24 protein-coding genes and 1 pseudogene are annotated in these 20,755 nt (G+C 43.6%); 15 read left to right on the forward strand and 10 right to left on the reverse strand.

Translation table 11 applies throughout. The annotated features are described in order from the left end of the window. Positions 1 to 111: 111 nt before the first annotated feature. Positions 112 to 885 (reverse strand): TatD family hydrolase, encoded by a 774-nt coding sequence (locus ACTQ50_RS13540; RefSeq protein WP_441484636.1) that lies wholly within the window; start codon positions 883 to 885, stop codon positions 112 to 114. 322 nt (positions 886 to 1,207) lie between these two features. Between ACTQ50_RS13540 and ACTQ50_RS13545 the strand changes: the two genes are divergently transcribed. From ACTQ50_RS13545 to ACTQ50_RS13580, 8 genes are all read left to right on the forward strand, one after another. Then, positions 1,208 to 1,975, forward strand: coding sequence for a sulfite exporter TauE/SafE family protein (locus ACTQ50_RS13545; protein ID WP_441484637.1), 768 nt, complete (start codon positions 1,208 to 1,210; stop codon positions 1,973 to 1,975). Positions 1,976 to 2,238: 263 nt separating this feature from the next. Further along, entirely contained in the window at positions 2,239 to 3,396 is a 1,158-nt protein-coding gene (locus ACTQ50_RS13550; RefSeq protein WP_441484638.1) for a pyridoxal phosphate-dependent aminotransferase, read from the forward strand. A gap of 147 nt (positions 3,397 to 3,543) precedes the next feature. Continuing rightward, a complete protein-coding gene (locus tag ACTQ50_RS13555; protein ID WP_295309724.1) occupies positions 3,544 to 4,458 on the forward strand; it encodes a substrate-binding periplasmic protein in 915 nt (304 codons plus the stop codon). Between the two features lie 106 nt (positions 4,459 to 4,564). Beyond that, positions 4,565 to 5,233 carry an amino acid ABC transporter permease gene (locus ACTQ50_RS13560; RefSeq protein WP_441484639.1) on the forward strand — a complete coding sequence of 223 codons (669 nt, stop codon included), beginning with the start codon at positions 4,565 to 4,567 and terminating at the stop codon, positions 5,231 to 5,233. A gap of 13 nt (positions 5,234 to 5,246) precedes the next feature. Beyond that, positions 5,247 to 5,984: an amino acid ABC transporter ATP-binding protein gene (locus ACTQ50_RS13565; RefSeq protein ID WP_295309715.1), complete on the forward strand. Its 738-nt coding sequence runs from the start codon at positions 5,247 to 5,249 to the stop codon at positions 5,982 to 5,984. A gap of 47 nt (positions 5,985 to 6,031) precedes the next feature. After that, complete coding sequence (locus tag ACTQ50_RS13570; protein WP_441484640.1) at positions 6,032 to 7,291, forward strand: M20 metallopeptidase family protein; 1,260 nt, start codon at positions 6,032 to 6,034, stop codon at positions 7,289 to 7,291. 14 nt (positions 7,292 to 7,305) lie between these two features. Next, a complete protein-coding gene (locus ACTQ50_RS13575) occupies positions 7,306 to 7,911 on the forward strand; it encodes an AAA family ATPase (RefSeq protein ID WP_441484641.1) in 606 nt (201 codons plus the stop codon). A 69-nt stretch (positions 7,912 to 7,980) separates the two neighbouring features. After that, positions 7,981 to 8,967 carry an NAD(P)-dependent oxidoreductase gene (locus ACTQ50_RS13580; RefSeq protein ID WP_441484642.1) on the forward strand — a complete coding sequence of 329 codons (987 nt, stop codon included), beginning with the start codon at positions 7,981 to 7,983 and terminating at the stop codon, positions 8,965 to 8,967. 170 nt (positions 8,968 to 9,137) lie between these two features. Here ACTQ50_RS13580 and ACTQ50_RS13585 read toward each other — a convergent pair whose 3' ends face one another. From ACTQ50_RS13585 to ACTQ50_RS13600, 4 genes are all read right to left on the reverse strand, one after another. Then, the gene (locus tag ACTQ50_RS13585) at positions 9,138 to 9,626 is read right to left on the reverse strand and encodes a MogA/MoaB family molybdenum cofactor biosynthesis protein (protein ID WP_441484643.1); all 489 of its coding nucleotides are present in this window, start codon (positions 9,624 to 9,626) and stop codon (positions 9,138 to 9,140) included. A 178-nt stretch (positions 9,627 to 9,804) separates the two neighbouring features. Then, positions 9,805 to 10,290, reverse strand: coding sequence for a cyclic pyranopterin monophosphate synthase MoaC (moaC, locus tag ACTQ50_RS13590; protein WP_441484644.1), 486 nt, complete (start codon positions 10,288 to 10,290; stop codon positions 9,805 to 9,807). A gap of 104 nt (positions 10,291 to 10,394) precedes the next feature. Beyond that, the gene (metG, locus tag ACTQ50_RS13595) at positions 10,395 to 12,353 is read right to left on the reverse strand and encodes a methionine--tRNA ligase (protein ID WP_441484645.1); all 1,959 of its coding nucleotides are present in this window, start codon (positions 12,351 to 12,353) and stop codon (positions 10,395 to 10,397) included. Positions 12,354 to 12,719: 366 nt separating this feature from the next. Next, positions 12,720 to 12,878: a hypothetical protein gene (locus tag ACTQ50_RS13600; RefSeq protein ID WP_441484646.1), complete on the reverse strand. Its 159-nt coding sequence runs from the start codon at positions 12,876 to 12,878 to the stop codon at positions 12,720 to 12,722. A gap of 373 nt (positions 12,879 to 13,251) precedes the next feature. Here ACTQ50_RS13600 and ACTQ50_RS13605 point away from each other — a divergent pair, with 373 nt between their 5' ends. Continuing rightward, positions 13,252 to 13,650: a Fur family transcriptional regulator gene (locus ACTQ50_RS13605; protein WP_441484647.1), complete on the forward strand. Its 399-nt coding sequence runs from the start codon at positions 13,252 to 13,254 to the stop codon at positions 13,648 to 13,650. A 241-nt stretch (positions 13,651 to 13,891) separates the two neighbouring features. Then, positions 13,892 to 14,434 (forward strand): NADH peroxidase, encoded by a 543-nt coding sequence (locus ACTQ50_RS13610; protein WP_441484648.1) that lies wholly within the window; start codon positions 13,892 to 13,894, stop codon positions 14,432 to 14,434. A 174-nt stretch (positions 14,435 to 14,608) separates the two neighbouring features. Here the strand turns inward: ACTQ50_RS13610 and ACTQ50_RS13615 are convergent, their stop codons facing one another. From ACTQ50_RS13615 to ACTQ50_RS13630, 4 genes are all read right to left on the reverse strand, one after another. After that, positions 14,609 to 15,217 (reverse strand): recombinase family protein, encoded by a 609-nt coding sequence (locus ACTQ50_RS13615; protein ID WP_118050044.1) that lies wholly within the window; start codon positions 15,215 to 15,217, stop codon positions 14,609 to 14,611. A gap of 230 nt (positions 15,218 to 15,447) precedes the next feature. Continuing rightward, positions 15,448 to 16,716, reverse strand: coding sequence for a hypothetical protein (locus ACTQ50_RS13620; protein WP_441484649.1), 1,269 nt, complete (start codon positions 16,714 to 16,716; stop codon positions 15,448 to 15,450). Between the two features lie 54 nt (positions 16,717 to 16,770). Beyond that, the gene (locus ACTQ50_RS13625) at positions 16,771 to 16,923 is read right to left on the reverse strand and encodes a helix-turn-helix domain-containing protein (RefSeq protein WP_441484650.1); all 153 of its coding nucleotides are present in this window, start codon (positions 16,921 to 16,923) and stop codon (positions 16,771 to 16,773) included. Between the two features lie 38 nt (positions 16,924 to 16,961). Next, the gene (locus tag ACTQ50_RS13630; RefSeq protein ID WP_441484651.1) at positions 16,962 to 17,255 is read right to left on the reverse strand and encodes a hypothetical protein; all 294 of its coding nucleotides are present in this window, start codon (positions 17,253 to 17,255) and stop codon (positions 16,962 to 16,964) included. A 486-nt stretch (positions 17,256 to 17,741) separates the two neighbouring features. Between ACTQ50_RS13630 and ACTQ50_RS13635 the strand changes: the two genes are divergently transcribed. The 3 genes from ACTQ50_RS13635 to ACTQ50_RS13645 are packed head-to-tail and all read left to right on the forward strand — an operon-like array spanning position 17,742 to position 18,765. Continuing rightward, entirely contained in the window at positions 17,742 to 17,993 is a 252-nt protein-coding gene (locus ACTQ50_RS13635) for a hypothetical protein (RefSeq protein WP_226821671.1), read from the forward strand. 58 nt (positions 17,994 to 18,051) lie between these two features. Continuing rightward, positions 18,052 to 18,555, forward strand: a complete 504-nt coding sequence (locus tag ACTQ50_RS13640) for a hypothetical protein (protein ID WP_118050037.1) — start codon at positions 18,052 to 18,054, stop codon at positions 18,553 to 18,555. Positions 18,556 to 18,570: 15 nt separating this feature from the next. Continuing rightward, positions 18,571 to 18,765 carry a hypothetical protein gene (locus ACTQ50_RS13645; protein ID WP_118050035.1) on the forward strand — a complete coding sequence of 65 codons (195 nt, stop codon included), beginning with the start codon at positions 18,571 to 18,573 and terminating at the stop codon, positions 18,763 to 18,765. 116 nt (positions 18,766 to 18,881) lie between these two features. Here ACTQ50_RS13645 and ACTQ50_RS13650 read toward each other — a convergent pair whose 3' ends face one another. After that, complete coding sequence (locus ACTQ50_RS13650; protein ID WP_441484652.1) at positions 18,882 to 20,093, reverse strand: tyrosine-type recombinase/integrase; 1,212 nt, start codon at positions 20,091 to 20,093, stop codon at positions 18,882 to 18,884. A 132-nt stretch (positions 20,094 to 20,225) separates the two neighbouring features. Between ACTQ50_RS13650 and ACTQ50_RS13655 the strand changes: the two are divergent. After that, a pseudogene (locus tag ACTQ50_RS13655) lies at positions 20,226 to 20,306 on the forward strand (NADH peroxidase); the annotation flags it as partial. A 30-nt stretch (positions 20,307 to 20,336) separates the two neighbouring features. Next, positions 20,337 to 20,600 carry a DUF4177 domain-containing protein gene (locus ACTQ50_RS13660; protein ID WP_441484653.1) on the forward strand — a complete coding sequence of 88 codons (264 nt, stop codon included), beginning with the start codon at positions 20,337 to 20,339 and terminating at the stop codon, positions 20,598 to 20,600. The last annotated feature ends 155 nt before the right edge of the window (positions 20,601 to 20,755 follow it).

The raw sequence follows: 20,755 nt of genomic DNA on the forward strand, positions 1-20,755 counted from the left end.
TCTTATAATTCACGCCATCCACGGCACCTGCCTTACGGCACAGGCTTTAGAATCTCCATGAATCTTACGCCACGCGGAAGGCTGCTTTTACTCATCACACTATTTTTCCAGCTATTTAAACAACAGCTTCTTCGCATTCTCTTCTGTCACCGCGATCACTTCCTCCGCAGTGATTCCCTTGATCTGCGCCAGCGCTTCTGCAACATAAGGCAGATTCAGGGAAGAATTTCTCTTGCCCCGGTTGGGCTCCGGTGCCATATAAGGGCAGTCTGTTTCCAGAACGATCTGGGACAAAGGTGCCATGGCAGCCACTTCCTTCAGCTTCTTCGCATTTTTGAAGGTGAGCACACCCCCGATTCCCAGATAAAGCCCCATTTTCAGATATTCTGCCGCGATCTCCTTGCTGTAGGAAAAGCAGTGGATGATCCCGCCGGACATATCCTTTTTCATATATTCCTTTACAATCTCCAGGGTGTCCTCTGCTGCATCACGGCTGTGGATCATAAATGGCAGCTTCTCTTCCCTGGCAATGTCCATCTGGGCGCGGAACATTTCCTTCTGCCGCTTATGCTCCGCCTCCTCCTTGTGCCAGTAATAGTCAAGCCCGATCTCTCCGATGGCCACCATTTTCTCCATATGGGAAAGCCGCCGGATCTCGTCCAGGGTGTCCTGTGTCATAATTCCCGCATCATCCGGATGAACGCCTACGGCGCCATACACAAAGGGATACGCCTCCATCAGTTCCAAAGTTCCGCCAAATCCACCAGCGGACGCGCACACATTTACGATACAGCCCACTCCCCCATCCTTCATGGCGGAAAGAAGCTGGTCTCTGTCTTCATCAAATGCCTCATCATCATAATGTGCATGTGTATCAAATATCATTTTTCTGCCTCTTTTTTAAGTATTTCCGGACGCGGTTCCTTTTTCGGTATTTTCGCGCGTACTAGTCGATTTTTAGAAAAAACAAGTGTTTTTCTTTTCAATATTACTATTATAGCATACCAAAATCGTACCAGTAAAGCGTTATAAAACGGTTTTTAGAAGTCCTATTTTAAAAAAGGGGTTAAAAAAGTACTTGACAATTTCAGGAAATAGATAAATAATGTGAGAAATCAATCAGCAAGGAAGCCGGTGCAAATATGCGCTGGCTTTTTTGTTTAACAGGAAATCCCCTATTACAGAACACACTTTATAGGAGGCGCCTATGGAACTACACATGTCTACGTTTGTAATCATAAGCATAGCATTCTTCTTTGCCGGAATCATTGACGCCGTGTCCGGAGGCGGCGGGCTTCTCACTCTGCCAACCTTTATGCTTACCGGATTTCCCGTACATTTGATCGCAGGGACCAATCAGTGCTCCTGTCTTCTGGGAGGTTTCACCTCTCTTTTCAAATTTATAAAAAGCGGACATGTTTATCGTTTTACAGCCGTTATCGCCGGGATCAATGCAATCATCGGTTCCGTCCTTGGCGCCAGGCTGAACCTGATCCTTCCTGCAAAATATCTGCAGATCATTATGATCGTAATCCTTCCGTTTGTAGCGGTTTTTATTCTGGCAAACAAAAATCTGGGAGAAGAAAACAAAATGGACACCCTTACTACCAGCCAGCTGGCGGTCCGTTCCGCCCTGATCGGCTTTCTGTTGGGTGGATACACAGGCTTCTATGGAGCTGGCGGTGGTGCCTTCATCCTGCTTGCTTTTACCACCCTGACCAGGCTGGATCTGATCACGGCCTCCGGCAATGCCAAGGTCTGTTCCGTGGCAGCCGGTTTTACTGCCAGCATTACGTTTGCACTCTCCCATTCCGTTGTGTGGCCCATTGTCTTCTGTGCGGCTGCATTTAACATTGTGGGCAATTACATCGGCGCCAGTCTTGCCATAAAAAAGGGCGCCAGTGTGATCCGTCCCATGTTTATCATTGTGCTTGTGCTTCTTTTTGGCAAGCTCATAACATCCCTTATCTTTTAATCCCCAGGGTATTTGCGGGTTCTTCCCGTTAATGCATAGAATTTTTTACTATGAAAGTACCGGACGGCAGCCATGAATGAGCCATGCTTGCATGCGCGAATTCATGGATATCGGACGGGCTATACCGTATGAGTAAGTAGGGCGATAGCCCGGATTACGAATGCGGTCGGCAGCTGTGGGAGCGCCATAGGCGCGGAACAGCCGACTTTCATATATGATGATGTCGCCGGCAGGCGACATGTCCATTTTAGGAGGAGGTTATTATGAATTATTCAAAAGTAGCAGAGTCCATCCCAGCCTCACCCATCCGGGATATGATGGTGAGGGCCGCTGCAATGGAGAACGTTATATCCTTTGCAGTTGGCGAACCTGATTTTGCGCCGTCCGAACAGGTAATCGAGGCTGCAAAAACCGCCCTTGACAATCAGGATACCAAATACGCCCCAGGCGCCGGCATCACAGAGCTTCGGGAAATCTATGCAAACTATATCAGTGAACTGACAGGCGTTCACTACGAAGTCCCCAACGTGATCGTAACCGCCGGAGGAATGGCCTCCCTGTTTCTCAGTCTCCTCAGTCTCCTGGATTCCGGAGATGAGGTTCTGGTCAGTGCCCCCTATTTCAGCAATTACGCCCAGATGGTATCCATGTGCCATGGCGTCACCATTCCTGTGGATGTATATGAAAAAGATGACTTTGTCCTTACCCCTGAGGCGGTAAAAAAGGTACTCACCCCACGTTCCAAGGTGCTTATCCTCAACTCTCCCTGCAATCCCACAGGAGGCGTGATCACCCCTGATGTGTTAATGGAGATCGCACAGATTGCAAAAGAGCGGGATCTTTTTGTCATAAGTGATGAAGTCTACAGCCATATTATTTTTGATGGGGAAAAATGCCACAGCATTGCGGAGCTTCCAGGCATGGCAGAGCGTACCCTGATCGTGGACAGCTGTTCCAAAACCTTTGCCATGACCGGCTTCCGTGTGGGCTTTGGAGTAGGTCCAGCCCATCTGATTTCCCTTATGACCAAGCTTACAGAAGGAGTGTACTCCGCAGGCGTTACCTTCAGCCAGCGGGCCGCCATAGAAGCCTTCCGAAGCGGTCTGGAGCACTGTGAGCAAATGCGCCAGGAATATGAAAAACGCAGAAATTATATTTACGATGCCCTGAACAAGATTCCTGGCATCAGCTGCATTAAGCCCAGGGGAGCCTTTTACATATTTGCAAATATCAGCGGAACCAGCCTGTCCGCCAAGGAATTTTCCGACCGTCTTCTGGACGAAGTCCACGTGGCCGTTGTCCCTGGAGACAACTTCGGATCCCAGGACGGAAGCCGCTATATCCGCATTTCCTATGCCACAAGTATGGAAAATATCGTGGAAGGCGTGAAACGTATTTCCGACTTTTGTACAAAAAAATAAACATAATTGGTATTGACAAATCAAAAACCATGGTTTAAACTTCACCTCAACTTAAAGAGCAAAGGCGCTTTAGACAGACAATTGTCGGAAGTGCCTTTGCTCTTTTAGATTTTTCAAACAATATCAGCTGCACAAGGAGGAGTTATTATGAAAACAAAAAGATTATTCAAAACCCTTTTAAGTGGACTTACCGTAGTATGTATGGCTGCATCTGTACCTGTATACGCAGCAGATTCTTCCGACACAGACCTGAAAACCAAATACGCAGACCTGGCAGGCAAAACCCTGAAAGTAGGAACCGGATGCGCCCAGGCCGGCTGGACAATGGACGATGGAACTGGAAATCCGGAAGGAATGGACATCGATGTTCTCACCTACATCTGTGATTACTACGGAATCAACATTGAATGGACCATTTCCGAATACGCTTCTCTCTGGGGCATGGTTCAGAACGGTGTCATTGATACCATTGCAAACCTTACAACCGTCAACGATGACCGACTTGGTCTTTACTGGTTCACCAATACATACGCCTGGGAATCTTACTCCATCGTTTCCCGAAAAGCAGATGGTGTTCCGGAAGATGGAGATATGACCTTCTGGAAAGATAAAACAATCGCCGGCGAAGCTGGATCCAATGCAACTCTTGTACTGGAAGACCTGATCGCAGAGCAGGCTGAGCAGGGCAACACCATCAACGAGCTTACCCTTGATTCCGCCGCATCCCTGATCCCGGCTGTTATGCAGAATCAGGCAGACGCAGAATTCCAGTGTACTTCCACCTGCGCTTATGCAGTTGCACAGTCTGGAAATTCCGACCAGCTTACCATCCAGAACGTAAATTACAAAAACATGCCAATCCTTTACGGCTGGGCACGTAAAGAAGAAAACAAAGAATACATCAAAGCATTCAACGATCTGATCGCCCAGATGCACGAAGACGGAACTCTTACAGAAATGTCTGAAAAATGGTTCGACATGGATGTAACATCACTTCCAGAAGGCGAAGTAGACTACGTAACAACAACCGGCGATGATGCTTGGCAGAGTTATGAAGAATAATTAAAAGTATTTATTTCGCCGTCAGGCAGGGGAGTTCAAGATGCGTTTACCAAAGGCGGTACGCATCTTGAACTCTTTTTATAAAAAAAAGACGGAGGTTACCTATATGTATCATTTTTCAATGGATTATTTTACCGACGCATTTGCCCCTATCATAAGCTGTATGAACATCACACTGCTTATCACATTTGCTTCCTTTGCACTATCCTTTGTGCTTGCCATCGTTCTTGCGATCATTTCTTTTTCCAAAAGTAAGATTGTAGATTCGATCCTGAAGGTATGGCTTTCCCTTTTTCGAGGAACCCCGCTTCTGGCACAGCTTTTTCTGTTTTGTTATGGTGTATTTCCATACATACCGGGAATCAACAGCATGTCACTGACTGCACAGGCCATCTTCTGCCTCTCCCTTTCCTTTTCATCCTACATGGCAGAAACCATCCGGGGTGCGATCCTTTCCGTTGACAAGGGCCAGATGGAAGCATCTATCACAACCGGTATGTCAACCATGCAGGCTTACGTACACGTCATCCTGCCTCAGGCCTTCCACCTTGCGATCCCGTCCCTTATGAACAACTTCATTGACTGCTTTAAGGGCTCTTCCCTTTGTTCCATGGTCGGTGTTGTGGACATGATGCTCCGGGCAAAAATGCTTGCCAACAAAACATACCGTTTCATTGAAGTTTATCTCTGCGTGCTCATTCTTTACTGGCTGCTGAACATGGTATTCGTTGCCGTTCAGAAAATGATCGAGCGCAAGGCCAGCTCAAAATATTAAGGAGGAACGCCATATGATCAAATATGAAAATATCCATAAAGTATTTGGGGATCTGGAAGTTTTGAAAGGAGTCAACTTTGAGATCAATACTGGAGAAGTTGTATGTATATTAGGACCATCTGGTTCCGGCAAAACAACCCTCTTAAGATGCACCAATTTCCTTGAAGTTCCCACAAAGGGCCTGGTAACCGTAGGCGATTCTACGGTAGACGCCACCCATCACACCAAGAAGGATGTCCATGAACTCCGGCAAAACAGTACCATGGTATTCCAGAATTATAACCTTTTCAAAAATAAAACAGCTCTGGAAAATGTAATGGCAGGCCTTACCATCGTGCAAAAGAAATCCAAAGCCGAAGCAAAAGACATTGCCGAGCATTACCTTCAGGTAGTAGGAATGGCAGAACGCCGTGATTATTATCCTTCCCAGCTTTCCGGCGGCCAGCAGCAGCGTGTGGGTATTGCAAGAGGCCTGGCACTGAAGCCTCACGCCATCCTTTTCGATGAGCCAACCGCAGCCCTTGATCCAGAGCTGGTAGGCGAAGTTCTTTCCGTTATGAAAAACGTAGCCCAGTCTGGAATCACAATGGCAGTTGTCACTCACGAAATGGGCTTCGCAAGGGAGGTTGCCGACCGTGTGGTATTCATGGATGGCGGCGTGGTGGTAGAGCAGGGAAAACCGGCAGATATTTTTGACCACTCCGAGAATCCCAGAACCCAGAAGTTCTTACGCGCAGTTGCTCAGAAATAAAAGTCTTATCAGCAATACTATTTTTATAAAAAAGGGATGAGGTATCAATGAATATTTTAAATATTGCGAAACAAAATTCAGACTACACGATTAAAATAAGAAGATATTTTCACGAACATCCTGAATGCGGGCCTGCCGAACAGACAAATACCATGGCTGTCATTAAAGAGGAACTTGATAAAATGGAAATTCCTTACAGCCAGGTACCCGGCGGCGGCATTTTTGCATATATAAATGGAAGCAGTACCGGAAAAACCATTCTTCTTCGATCCGACATCGATGCGCTTCCCATACTGGAATCCGAAACCAACCTAAAAAATAAAAGAGTATGTATTTCCAAAAATCCTGGGGTTATGCATGGATGCGGTCATGACGGCCACATCGCCATGCAGCTTACCGCCGCAAAAATACTAAAAAGCATGGAAGCTTCCCTGAGCGGCCGCGTGGTCCTTATGTTTGAGGAAGGGGAAGAGGGACACCGGAATATTGAAAAGCTCCTGGCCTATATGGCAGAAAAGGACATGAAGTTTGACACCTGCTACGCCTGCCATGTACGGTGGGATATTCCAACCGGAAAGCTGTCCTGCTGCCAGGGCTCTGCCATGTCAGGCCTTTATCACTTTGTTCTTGAAATCAACGGAAAAGGTGGACACGGCTCCAGACCAGATCTGGCCCACAGCGTGGTCGACTGTTTCCATGACATATATTCCAACCTTGACACCCTCCGGCTTAAGTACATAAAGCCCAACACGGTCCTCACCTGGTCCCTGGGTTCTATCCATGCAGGCGCCACCTTTAACCTGATTCCCGACAAGCTGACCTGCGAGGGAAGTATCCGAATGATGGACCGGGGCAGCGGAGAAGAATTTATCAAGGAATTTGAACGGATTGTGGCTGCAATCTGTCCCCTTAACTACTGCACATACCAGTTCAAATTACTGGAACATCTTTTGCCCACAGAAAACGATCCGGCATGCAGAAAAACCTATCTGGATTCCGTGAAAAAATATATCGGCGAAGAAGCCATATATGACTGCGAGCCCTGGATGGCTTCTGAAACCTTCAGCTATATGTGCAGCCTTTTTCCAGGCATAGAAACCTTCGTGGGAATAAAAAATGACCAGTTGGGCTCCGGTGCCAATCACCATACCCCGGAATTTGACCTTGACGAGGATGGGCTCATCTATGGTACCGCAGCTGCTGTCAGCTATGTTCTGGGCTATTTTGAAAATACCCCTGATACGTCAGCCTTTCAACCAGTATACAACAGCGTCAGCGATCTCATCGCAACCTTCAGTAAAAAATAGAAAGGAGAACCATTATGGAAAACTTCGTAGTAACGGTTGGACGACAATTCGGAAGCATGGGACGTCCCATCGCAAAGAAAGTAGCAGAAATGCTGGATATCAGCTATTATGACAGAGATATTGTGGAAGAAGTATCCAAGAGAATGAACGCCCCTCTTTCCCTCATAAGCGATAAAGAGGAAGGGGCAAAATTCGGCCTTGGAAAATACGCAAAAATGCTGCGCCCCCTGGGTTCTGGCACAACAGACCTTCAGGACAAGATCTTCTCTGTCCAGGAATGTGTGCTGCAGGATTTTGCAGACAAGGGGCCGTGTATCATGGTCGGAAGATGCAGCGACTATCTTATGCGTGACCACAAAAATCTGCTCCGGGTATACATCTATTCCCCACTTGACGCAAGGGTTCGTAACTGTGTACAATATTTTGGAATGACCGAAGAAAAAGGCCGGAAAATGTGTATCGATGTAGACAAAGCCAGAAAGGCTTACCACAGGCATTACGCAGGATATGATCCAGGCAGCACCGAATATATGGATCTGATGCTGAACAGCAACAATTTTGGTATTGACGGTACTGCGGAGCTGCTTGCCAATGTGATCCGGAAAAATTTCGGATTATAGTATCTGAAAAAGGTCTGCCTGATGCTGACAGAAAACAGAACTATCATAGACAAAGGACAGTGACGGAAAATGAAAAGACAGATGAAAATGATCGCTTATGCTGTTGAACCGGAAGAAATTCCTATTTTTGAGAAGTATTACAGATATTATAATATCGACCTTAAGCTTGTAGGTGAAAAACCCAATCTGGCAAACATTGCCCTTGCCAATGGCTATGACTGTATCAATGTTCTGTCAGATACTTATATCACAGATGAAATGTGGGATGGTTTTCACGCGTGCGGAGTGCGGATCGCGGTCACACGATGTATCGGTATGGAGCATATGAACCAGACCTATGCCCGCAAGCTGGGGATCCAGATTTTTAATATTACCTACTCTCCTGCAAGTGTGGCGGATTATGCCATTATGATGATGCTGATGCTTCTTCGGAATGTAAAGCCGATCCTGCAAAGATATCTGGGGCAGGATTACACCATGTCCGGGATCCGCGGGCGTGAGCTTCCCAACATGACCGTGGGCGTAATTGGCGCCGGTCATATTGGGCAGACCGTTGTAAAGCATCTCTCAGGCTTTGGCTGCAGGGTCTTATACTGGAACCGTCATCCCAAGGATGAGCTGGAAGGATTTGCAGAGTATTGTGATCTGCCTACACTCCTTGCACAAAGTGATATTGTGTCTCTTCACATTGCTTCTAATAAGGAAACTTATCATTTCATGGATTCTGACCGGATTGCTTCCATGAAGCAGGGCGCGCTTTTGATAAACACGGCGCGGGGGCCTATTGTGGATTCCGCTGCGCTTATTGAGGCTCTTGAAAGCGGCCACCTTTCCGGCGCCGGACTTGATGTGATCGATGGAGACCGCAATATCTATTACAGGGATCACAAAAATGAAATGATCATACACCACGAAATGGCGATCCTGAACGCCATGCCAAATGTGCTTATGATGCCTCACGCCGCTTATTTTACAGACCAGGCGCTGGAGGATATGGTGCATAATTCGCTGATCGTGACGAGCCGGTGCTTTAAGGATATGAAAGAGCAGAACTAACACCTCATATATTTTCTTTCAGCCAGGAATCAATAATACCCTCTGCTGAAACTGTAAATAACCTTACAGCCGCCGCGGAGGGTATTATAATTTATGTAGCAATTCAACACTTACAGCTGCACTTTTTGTGGAATATCGTCTACAAAATAGCTACTGATTTATTTACATATTTATCTCGCGCAGTTCCCTGCTTCTCCAGTCATGATCTCAATTCCGTGTTCCAGGGCGCCAATAATATATTCCAGGCTCTCTTTCACTGCTTTAGGACTACCTGGAAGATTGATGATCAGTGTCTGCTTGCGGATCCCGGCTGTGGCGCGGCTGAGCATGGCGCGGTTTGTGATGGTCATGCTGTAGGCGCGGATCGCTTCCGGGATCCCTGGAACCTTCCGTTCTGTAATATCTTCCGTTGCTTCCGGCATGACATCCCGCGGGGAAAAACCGGTTCCGCCTGTGGTCAGGATCAGTTCCGCCTGGTTTTCGTCTGCGATTTCTGCCATCCGCTTAGAAAGCATGGAGCGGTCATCTGGCAGAATGTCCATGGAGACCACCTGATAGCCTTCTCTTTCTACAATCTCTTTAATCGCCGGGCCGCTTAAGTCTTCCCGCTTGCCCTGGTATCCCATGTCACTGGATGTGATAATTGCAACTCGTTTCATATTTATCCTCCTGTACATATAATTGGACTTTATGTTTATATTGTTACAGTCCATAAAATCGGACAGTAGAAACTTTTTTCTACTAATATATTATCTAATTCAAGTTTTCGCTGAATCACCTTCAACCAAAACTCCTATTATCTTAACCAACAAAAAGAGTTCTTTATTTACTGATACTTCATCTTCTCTCAAATAAAAAATCCCCGCTCTTACCGCCAGTTTTCTCAACCAGGTGAATATCCGTCATCACCATGTGTTTGTCGATGGCCTTGCACATATCATAAATAGTCAAAAGCGTCGCCTGCACACCAGTCAACGCTTCCATCTCCACACCGGTTTTTCCGTCTGTCTTCACTGTACAGAAAGTGCGGATAATCCCCTTCTCTTTTTCCAGTTCAAAATCAATGGTGCATTTGGTGACCGGTAGCGGATGGCACATTGGTACCAGGTCAGAAGTGTGCTTCACAGACATGATTCCGGCAACTCTGGCCACACCAAGAACGTCACCCTTGGCCACCGTTCCGGCGGTAAGGCGCTCCATGATCTCGGTTCCCACCTGGATCGCGCCTGTGGCAATGGCAGTTCTGTGGGTAATTGGTTTATCCGAAACATCTACCATTACGGCATTTCCGCTTTCGTCAAAATGGGTTAATTTATTTTCCATAGTATTCTTTCCTTTAAATAGCATAATACCAGGAGCAAAAATCCACTTTCTGCCCCTGGCACCACTCGTCTAGCTTATATCATATTTTATTCTGCAAACTGTGCTTAGCAGATTTCAGATCCTGCCGGCATATTCTTCTCCGGGCTGACTACGCACACATTTCCGTCAGCGTCCTCTGCGCAAAGGATCATGCCTTCGCTGAGGATTCCAGCAAGCTTCGCTGGCTTCAGGTTGGTTACTACCATAACCTTTTTGCCAACCATTTCCTCTGGTGTATAGTAAGCCTTGATTCCGGATACGATCTGGCGTACCTGGCTTCCGATCTTCACCTGGGAGCAAAGCAGCTTCTTGGATTTCTTTACTGCCTCGCAGGCGATAACCTCACCAACCTGGAACTGGAGCTTTGCAAAATCATCAAATGTGATCTCTGGTTTCGCTTCAATATCCACAACCTTCTCCTCTGGCTTCTCTTCCTTCGGCTCTTCTTTTGGCGGATGAAGCTCGTTCACTTTTTCCATTACTTCTTTGATGTCCATACGGGCAAAAAGGATCTCCGGTTTGTCTGTTACCTTGTTTCCTGATGGATAGAGACCAAATGTCTTCAGATCCTCAAGAGTTCTCTCAGAAGCATTTAACTGGCCAAGGATTCTCTTGGTTGTGTCCGGCATAAAGGACTCAAGAAGAGTGGTTCCAATGCAGATACCCTCAACCAGATTGTAAAGAACAGTTGCAAGACGATCCTGTTTGGACTCATCTTTTGCAAGTGCCCATGGCATTGTCTCGTCGATATATTTGTTGCAGCGTTTGAAAATAGTGAACACTTCTGTGATGGCATCAGCTACACGAAGCTTCTCCATCTTTGCGTCAACCTTTGCAGGAACAGAAAGGATGAAGTTCTTCAGATCATCATCAACTGGCTCTGTTACGCCCTTATTCTCTACTACGCCGCCGAAATATTTATTGGACATGGAGATGGTACGGTTTACCAGGTTTCCAAGGGTATTTGCCAGCTCGGAATTCATACGCTCTACCATCAGCTCCCAGGTGATCACACCGTCGTTGTCAAACGGCATTTCGTGAAGTACGAAATAACGGACAGCGTCAACGCCGAAGAAGTCAACCAGCTCGTCTGCGTAGATAACGTTTCCTTTAGATTTGCTCATTTTACCATCGCCCTGGAGCAGCCACGGATGACCAAATACCTGCTTCGGAAGAGGCAGATCCAGTGACATCAGGAAGATCGGCCAGTAAATGGTATGGAAACGGATGATGTCTTTTCCAATAAGATGAAGGTCTGCAGGCCACATCTTGTTGAACAGGTCTTTGTTGTCGCCGTCGCAGTCGTAGCCGATTCCGGTGATATAGTTGGTCAGTGCGTCCAGCCATACATATACAACGTGTTTCGGATCAAAGTCTACCGGGATTCCCCATTTGAAAGAGGTTCTGGATACACACAGATCCTGAAGTCCCGGAAGAAGGAAGTTGTTCATCATCTCGTTCTTACGGGATTCCGGCTGAATGAATTCCGGATGTGTTTTAATGTGCTCGATCAGGCGGTCTGCGTATTTGCTCATTTTGAAGAAATAAGCCTCTTCTTTCGCCGGTACACATGGACGTCCGCAGTCCGGACATTTGCCGTCTACAAGCTGGGACTCTGTGAAGAAGGACTCACATGGAGTACAGTACATTCCCTCGTACTCGCCCTTGTAGATGTCCCCTTTTGCATACATTTTCTTGAAAATCTTCTGAACCTGTTTCTCGTGGTCTTCATCTGTGGTACGGATGAATTTGTCATAGGATGTGTTCATCAGATCCCAGATATTCTTGATCTGGCCGGATACGTTATCAACGAATTCCTTCGGGGTAACGCCTGCTTCTTCTGCTTTCAGCTCGATTTTCTGGCCATGCTCGTCAGTTCCGGTCTGGAAAAATACGTCGTAGCCCTGCTGTCTTTTATAACGTGCGATCGCGTCTGCCAGAACAGCCTCGTAGGTGTTGCCGATATGCGGCTTGCCGGATGTGTAGGCAATGGCGGTGGTGATGTAATATTTTGGTTTGCTCATTATATTTCCTCCTTCTATGGAAATGTCTGTGTCCGCAGACATCTTGATATGTGAAAGTCAATTGCTTCGCAATTGACCCCAATTCGCAATCCGCTTCGCTTCTTGCTCATTGGGGTTGCCCGTCCAATATCTATGAAACATTGCGTGCAAGCACGCCCTGCTTCATAGCTGCTGTCCGGGACTTTCACACAAAAAAACGCCCTCCCATAAACTGAGAAGACGAGTTATTCCCGTGTTACCACTTCTTTTCATTCCCGCCTCGCGGTGCAGATAACATCTTTTCCATATTGTTATGAAAAATTATCTTCGGGAACCTTACCGGGTACTTCCATACCCTTCCGCTATAACAGGCGGTCCTGTCGCAATCTAACTGCCGTCTGGCTCTTCGACTGCGCCCCTCCAAAGCCATCTTCCATTCGCTCCATGCATGCCCCTCTCAGCCTGTGGGAAAATCTTCTGCTTAGTGCGCCAATCAACCTGCGCCATCCGTCTTCCCTGGGGGATTCTCTGTAATGCGGTGTACAAATGTACTCTCTTTTTCTAAGAGTTTCTATTATAACGAGGACTGAAAACCTCGTGTTTCATATGTAGAAGCGTAACACATTTTGCGGGTTTTGTAAACCCATTGCGCAAAAAAATAACCGCCCCAGCCCAACCAACTGAACGGTTATTACAACATATATGAATGGGCTAACCGTCTATCGGTAGCACCTTTATTTCTATACATATATTAACATGAAACAAAATATATGTCAATTTACAAAAACAACTTTTCTCTGCAAATCTTATTTCAAAATTTCCCAATTTTTATTTCATAATCCTCTTGACAAAATAGCTTTTATCCTTTATATTAATATCAGTAACAATTACTATTATTAAGGAGAAAGGAGGAAAACAGATGGCCACATTGAAATACAGCCGCCAGAGAGAATCGATCAAGGAATTTCTTACCGGCAGAACTGACCATCCCACCGCTGATTTTGTATATAAGAATATGAAGCAGATCTATCCGAACATCAGCCTTGGAACTGTATACCGGAACCTCTCTCTTCTCTCTGATCTGGGTGAAATACAGAAGCTTTCCAGCTTTGGCGGAGCAGACCGATTCGACGCCCGCACCGCTCCCCATTGTCACTTCATGTGCACCCGCTGCGGCAGAGTGATGGACGTATTCAGCGAACATATTGATAAAAGTCTTGAGAATATTGCAGCTGACTTTAAGGATGGTCAGATTTCCGATTATAAAGCAAGATTTTTTGGAATCTGTAATGAATGCCTGAAGGAAGAGTCACACTGAACTTTTGAATAAACTTTTCATTTACTGGTCATAGCTATTCTGCAGGGAATCACAGCTGCTCAGCAAGCAATGACCACAGCGCAAAACTCTGAGTAGGCATCAGCTAAACCGCAGCTCATAAATGAAAAAAAATTTCAATAACTCTTGACAATTAAGAAACAATATGCTACTATGAAACAGTAATGATTACTATTATTAAAAACTAAATAAAATTTTTATATAAGAAAAGGAGAATTTAATTATGGCTAAATGGGTATGTAATGTATGTGGTTATGTTTACGAAGGTGAAGCAGCTCCGGAAGTATGTCCAATCTGTAAAGCTCCGGCTTCCAAGTTCACTAAACAGGAAGAAGAAATGTCTTGGGCAGCTGAGCATGTTGTAGGTGTTGCTCAGGGCGTCAGTGAAGACATCCTCGCAGACTTAAGAGCAAACTTCGAGGGCGAGTGCTCTGAGGTTGGTATGTATCTTGCAATGGCACGTGTTGCTCACAGAGAGGGATATCCAGAAGTTGGTCTGTACTATGAGAAAGCAGCTTACGAGGAAGCAGAGCACGCAGCTAAATTTGCTGAGTTATTAGGCGAAGTTGTTACAGACAGCACCAAGAAAAACCTTGAAATGCGTGTAGCAGCTGAGAACGGCGCAACAGCTGGTAAATTTGATCTTGCAAAACGTGCAAAAGCCGCTAACCTTGATGCAATCCACGACACAGTTCACGAGATGGCTAAGGACGAGGCAAGACACGGAAAAGCATTCGCTGGTCTCCTTAAGAGATACTTCGGCTAATCTGCAAGCCGCATAGAATAAGGATTTTTACAGGGGGAAATCACGAAAGTGGTTTCCTCTTTTTTTGCTGCTTCTGCTGATTTTTTATATTTCCTGTGTCCTTTGCGTGTCCTGCTGCCTTTTTGAAAATCCTAAATGCAAGAAAATGTGTCCTTTAAAAATGTGTCCCTAAATTTAATTGTTTTCAGTCATGTTTACAAGTTTATAAAAGCTTGTTCTTTTGGTATTTGTCTGTTCCATTGCGGTCTTTGCAGTAATCTCTCCCGCTTTCCAAGAGGAATAGACTTCATTCCAGTTTTCGGGAAATGTGAGTGCGGGACGTCCAAGACGTTTTCCGTTCTGTTTGGCTGCTGCAATCCCCTCTGCTTGACGCTGTTTGATTGTTGTGCGTTCTTGTTCTGCGATTGTTCCTAATACTTCAATCAGAATATTGTTTACCATCTCAAAAACCCACTCTTGCCCCTCTGGTAAGTCCATCATAGTAGTTGGCAAGTCAATCACTTTCAAACGAATGCCGTTGTCTTTGAAATACTGCAATTCGTTGTGAATGTCGCTTTTGTTTCTGCTCAATCTGTCAAGGGATTTTACAACAAGTGTATCGCCGCGGCGCAGCATGGCATTTTTTAATGCTTGATAACCTTTTCTGTCTAAATCCTTTCCGCTTTCCTTATCTGTGATAATATCTCTTTCATCTGCTCCAAGAGCCTTGAAAGCTGCTATCTGACGGTCAAGGTTCTGTTCTTTACTTGATACTCTTGCATAATAGTATGTGCGGCTGTTCATGTTTGCGCCCTCCCATTTCCTTATGTTCGTATTATATCAAAAGTGTTCGTAAATGTCAATATATTTTACGAATATGTTTGCAAATATAAAAATAACTTTCTCGAACATAAAAATACACGCTATTTTGCGTGTTTGTAAAGGTGTACTCTTGCGAACAGATAAAATAAGGAGCAGGCCGCGCACCCTGCTCCTTATTCACTACAGTAAATTTCAATCCGTTTTCATTTGATTTATTCTTCTGTAAATTCGTGTAACGGCATATTATTTTCATTGTATAAAACAATCATCATAGCTGGGCCGTTTCCAGAAGTTCCACATAACAAATAATATCCATCGTGGTCTAATGATTTAACCTTGTACTTATTTTCTGCTTTTGTAGAAGTCACTGTACGAATCAGTTCTCCGTTTTCTATTCTCCAAGTTCCATCAATCTCCGGCCAGTTTGGATTTATTTCTTCACGTGTGCGGTAACTATCATCAAGTCCATAACTGCCAAGAAATTTTGTATTCCCTTCTGCGTCATATTCATAAAGTTCACCCGCACCTGGCGTTCCAACTAATACAGGATTAACCAGATAATATCTAAACCTACATGGGAAAATAGCTGATAACTCTTCTTCTGTTAAATCCTCAAATTCATCTGCATGACCATTAAAATAATAATATCCACTTTCATAATTATTATCCGCATCTGTATGATTCACATAAGTTGCGATAAAATCAGTTTTGGATTTTATAACACTTTCTGCTTTTTCCAGATGCGCATCCGCTTTCTGATCTTTAAATCTTTGTTCTTGCCCCTCTGCATCTAAAGGTTTTTCCAAATCATTTTCATCAATAATTTTTTGAAAATTTCCTGCTTCTAAAGTAAATTTATACTTTGAAGAACCTATTTCAACAATACAACGAACATCATTTCCTTCATATAAATCTTTTAACAGTAATTCTCCATTTCTTTCAAAACCAGTTACACCCATTATTACTGGATTTACTAAAAGATCGCTGTTATCTTCATTTCCTATTAAAATATACTCTTCGACATCCTCACCAACTTTTGTCTTCAGAATCATATTATCCGATTTCAAATGTGTAGCAGGCGTTTTATCATATTCTAATAGTCTGAATTGTACATTATATGCAGAAGTAGGATATGTAAGAGTATTCCTAATTAAAGTAGCATTATCAGATATAAAATCGCTGCTATATGCAGGAACGCCCATTGTAATAAATGCCACTACTGTCAAATTACTCTCAGCCGTCGCCGTGTTGCTGAAAGTTCCCGATACGACCGATCTTATAGCAGATTCACCTGTAGCATCTCCAAATTCATCAACCACCTCTGTATTTTCCCAGCTTCCGACACTGTCATCCTCTAAACCAGAAATATTTGCTTCTGCATAAGCCTTTTCTACATTCAACGTAAAAACAGTAGAAAAAGCGACCGTTCCAATAAGCATTGTTGAAAAAAGCGTTTTAAATATATTTGTGCATTTTTTCATTATCCATCCTCCCGCAATCCTCTATTCGTTTTTTTCATTGCATTCATTTCTTTTTCAAACATTATCTTGCATTAAATTATTAACCGCCAGTCTCACATTCAGCGGTACACCTTTCATCTGTATGTATTTCGATACAGTGCTTGCACTACGTCCAATAGCACGCGCAACGGCGGCATAATTACCAAGCTGCGCATATAAACGGTACATTTGAACGATTTCCTGCGGTGTTACACGCGGCGCGCCCATTACTTTTTATCAATAGTCGCAGTGTCAGCAGAAATATTACTTTCGCTAGTTGCAACTGACTCAGCGGCACCATTCGATTTTCTGGCACGTGTAGTGGTCTTTGCATTTGACTGTGTCAGTAAACGGTTATCCGTATCATTCATTGCAATTTCAAATGACTTTTTAATACGATCGATTGCTTTCACTGGTTTTGCACCATATTTTTCCAGTTTTTCGTTTTCCTCCATAATTTTTTTGAAAAAATTGTCTGGAATAATAACAATGTCTCTGTCAAGATCAATAGTCACACGCATTTTCATTTCCTCCTTAGAATAATATTTTATGTATTTTGCATAAAATTTGCACTTTTAATTATATATATATATATATATTCTGTCAATATGCAGTATGCATAGTATTTAATATTGTCAAAAATCATCTTAATAAAGCTTATTTCTTTTCTCATTTTTGTTATTTCGTTGTAATAAGGTTTATTTCAATGAAATAAGCCTATATCATATCTTATTTTTATCTATTTAGCGCGATTAGGCTTAAATAAGGCTTATTTTACGATAACGGCAAATAAAAAATACCTTTTCGTGTCGCGGTTATCCACGCATAAGCCGCGTCACGCATAAAAATAATATTTTTCCCGAAATAGGGGCGGGGGGTGGCAGCAGGTTTATTGTATTCTCCTGCCAAGTTAAAACGCCCTTTATTTTATTCAAATAAAAAATTTTGTTATAATATGTTCATAAGAAAAAGAAATTTCTTAAATCTAAAAGAAAGGGGGATACCGTATGTTTGGTGACAACGGATTTACTTATCAATTTGCTGAATTTCTGAGAAAAGCAGGAGATGTAAATTTATCATATACATTCCAAAAGGAAATGATGAATCAGCAACTTTATAAACAATTAGAACATGAACAAATTGTCCACGAAGTAACCGAAGAAGTTTTATCACGTTTAAATACAGCAGTTGACACGCAAGAGATATTTAACAAAATAGATGGACTAAACGACAAAATAAACAGTTTAGAACGTAAATAAGAATACACTGGCGGGCGGTTCTGCCGCCCTGCCATTCCAATAGAAAAGAGGTTTATATATGCCTTATACAGTACCTAATCAGCGTACCGTATTCATTCATAGAAACATGCTTTTAAATGATTTCTTAGGAATACAAAACGCAAACTGGCAAGCTGCGGCGCGCGACTTAGGCGCACACGCGCTCATGCTTTATTTATATCTTGCGTCTAATGCTAATAATTATGAGTTTGCGCTCTCACCTGCTGCCATAAGGCAGGCAATAGGAATGCCTGCGTCTACTTATCGCGACCAATTTGTAAAACTGGTAGATAAAGGGTATCTTGTGCAGCGCAAGGAAAGTACTATCTATGATTTCTATGAAACACCACAACGCGTCACGCATACAGAGCCAATAGAAACGATTGACGGCTTAGACTTTACGGCTGACGCTTATGGAACGCCGCAAACCGTAAATAACGAAGCGGGAAAGGATATAGAAATAAATATAAATAAAACAGATACTATAAATATTAGCGGCGTGGAGAAACAAGTTTCTCCTACGCCGATACAATTCAATTTTTAAAGGGGAGAACTCACTATGACAGAAAAAGAAATGTTAGGAACTTTACAACTTGTTTGGGATAATATGGGCTTACAAATGCAAGATAGAGAAGTATGCGGAGAAATGCTTGTGCTTCTGGATAATATGTATCATCTTTTACATGACGATTTACAGTGTCCTTATCCTGTTCGCAAATATGAGATAAATAAAGGTGGCGTGTTTGATTTCTAATAGCCCTAAAATAAGCGGGAAGCCTTGCGCGTCCCGCTTTTCCTTTGTATAGATAAAATATCCGTCTACTGCTGCCGCGTGCCGTAAATAGCCGTTTTATGCGTCACACGCTTATTTTATACAGCGTTTAAATTTCTTACAAGAATATCAATTCCAGACTGTGAAACCGCAAGATAATAACGTTCTGTGACTTTTCCGCTTGCGTGTCCCATCTGATTACAGAGAATGTGTGTCGGTGTATTTAACTCTGCAAGCCGCGTGCCGTATGTGTGGCGTAAATAGTGATATTTAAAATCTATTTTTAATGCTGTTTTGATTGTTCGGCTGTGATATTTCATAGAATTTACAGTCTGTATTTTTCCGTTTGGCAAACTGTTTACTAATTCCAAAGATGAAATTTTGTTACCGTCAACGTCATAAATATAAGTGCAATTTTGCGCCCGCTGCGCTTTTAAATCAACCTCATGCGCCTTTGTTTCTGCCGCAAGTTTTAAAAAATAGTCTTTTAGCTTCTGGCTCATATAAATTACACGCCGCGCGTTGCGCGTTTTCAGCGGTACAAGTTTAATCAAGCCGTCTTGATACTGCATTTGTCGGTCTATAGTTATTCTGCCGTTCTCAATATCAACATTTTCCCATTTTAAGCCGTAACACTCATTGATACGCAAGCCGCAGCACTTTCCCAACAGATAAGCGGTTTCTGCATTTGTGCCTTGAAAATAAGTGTCAAGACGTTCTGTTTCTTCTTTGCTGAATGCTACAATTTCGGTATCTTCATCAATCTTCATTTTCGGCATACGAATCCGAACATCTTTGTTTACGCATAATTTGTTATATACATCTACATCTAAATAATTGCGGGAATACGCCTGTCCGAATATCAGATAGAACATTTTTAAAAATCCCTCTACATACTTATAAGCGCGTCCCTCAGTGTAATACAGAAAAGAAAGATAATCATTTACTTCTGCAACAGAAATGCTGTCAACATAGCGTGAACCGAATTTTTCTTCAAGATGATTTTTCCATAAGCTGTTTTGTTTCTTTATCGTGGAATATGCTTTTCCGCTGCGCCCCTGTTCGCAATATTCCATGTAAACCTCTCCAAAAGTCATGCGGTGTTCTGGCTTCTGGTTCAGACTTGCTTCAAAACGCATTTCTGCAATCGCTTTTGCCTGTGCTGCTGCCCGCTTTGTTTTCAAAGGGTTTCCCGCTTCATCTTTTGAGCCTTTGCGATTTACTCTTTTCCCATCAACTGTTTTTGTGAAACGATAGCACCAGTTTCCGTTTGGTAATTGAGATATTCCTAAATCCTGTGTTTTTGTCATTTTTGTCGCCCTTTCCTGTGTTCTGGGGACACATTTTTTAGGATTTTTCTTTTACTTTTGGAGACACCTGTGTTTCTTATAAAAGATAAGAAATCCTTTATAATACAAAGGTTTTGAAGTCACGAGCGAAGCGAAGTGACTTATGAGATGGCTAAGGACGAGGCAAGACATGGAAAAGCATTCGCTGGTCTGCTTAAGAGATACTTCGGCTAATCTGAAAACACAACAGGGAGGATACACTCTATGGGAAGCTGGAATCAGGAATCGCGCTTTTCTAGTGCTTCAGGCAATGATTTCCCCTATGTAGTGATGCAAGTAACGCTTAAAGAAAAGCTCTTTGGCACCGGATCCGGTAATCTAACTGATCTTGAAGATGTTATCAATGCACAGGTTGCCAAAGGCTATCGCCTCCATACTATGTCAACCTCAAATGGCGGAAGCAAGGGCTTTGGCGGCGGTGACCGCATTCAAGCAACATTGGTCTTTGAACGTTTGGATATGCGCTGATTTGTGCGACAAAACCCGAAAGAGGGAATCACTTTCATGATTCCCTCTCAGACTGTAGACAAACTTGGTGTTGGGTGTTATGCCCAGCACCATTTTTCTTTTAAAACTTCTTTTCTTTTTATTTTTTTCAAAATCAACAAAAATCTGGCTGTGTT

The sequence above is a fragment of the Blautia sp. Sow4_E7 genome (assembly GCF_052116245.1).
Lineage (GTDB): Bacteria > Bacillota > Clostridia > Lachnospirales > Lachnospiraceae > Blautia_A.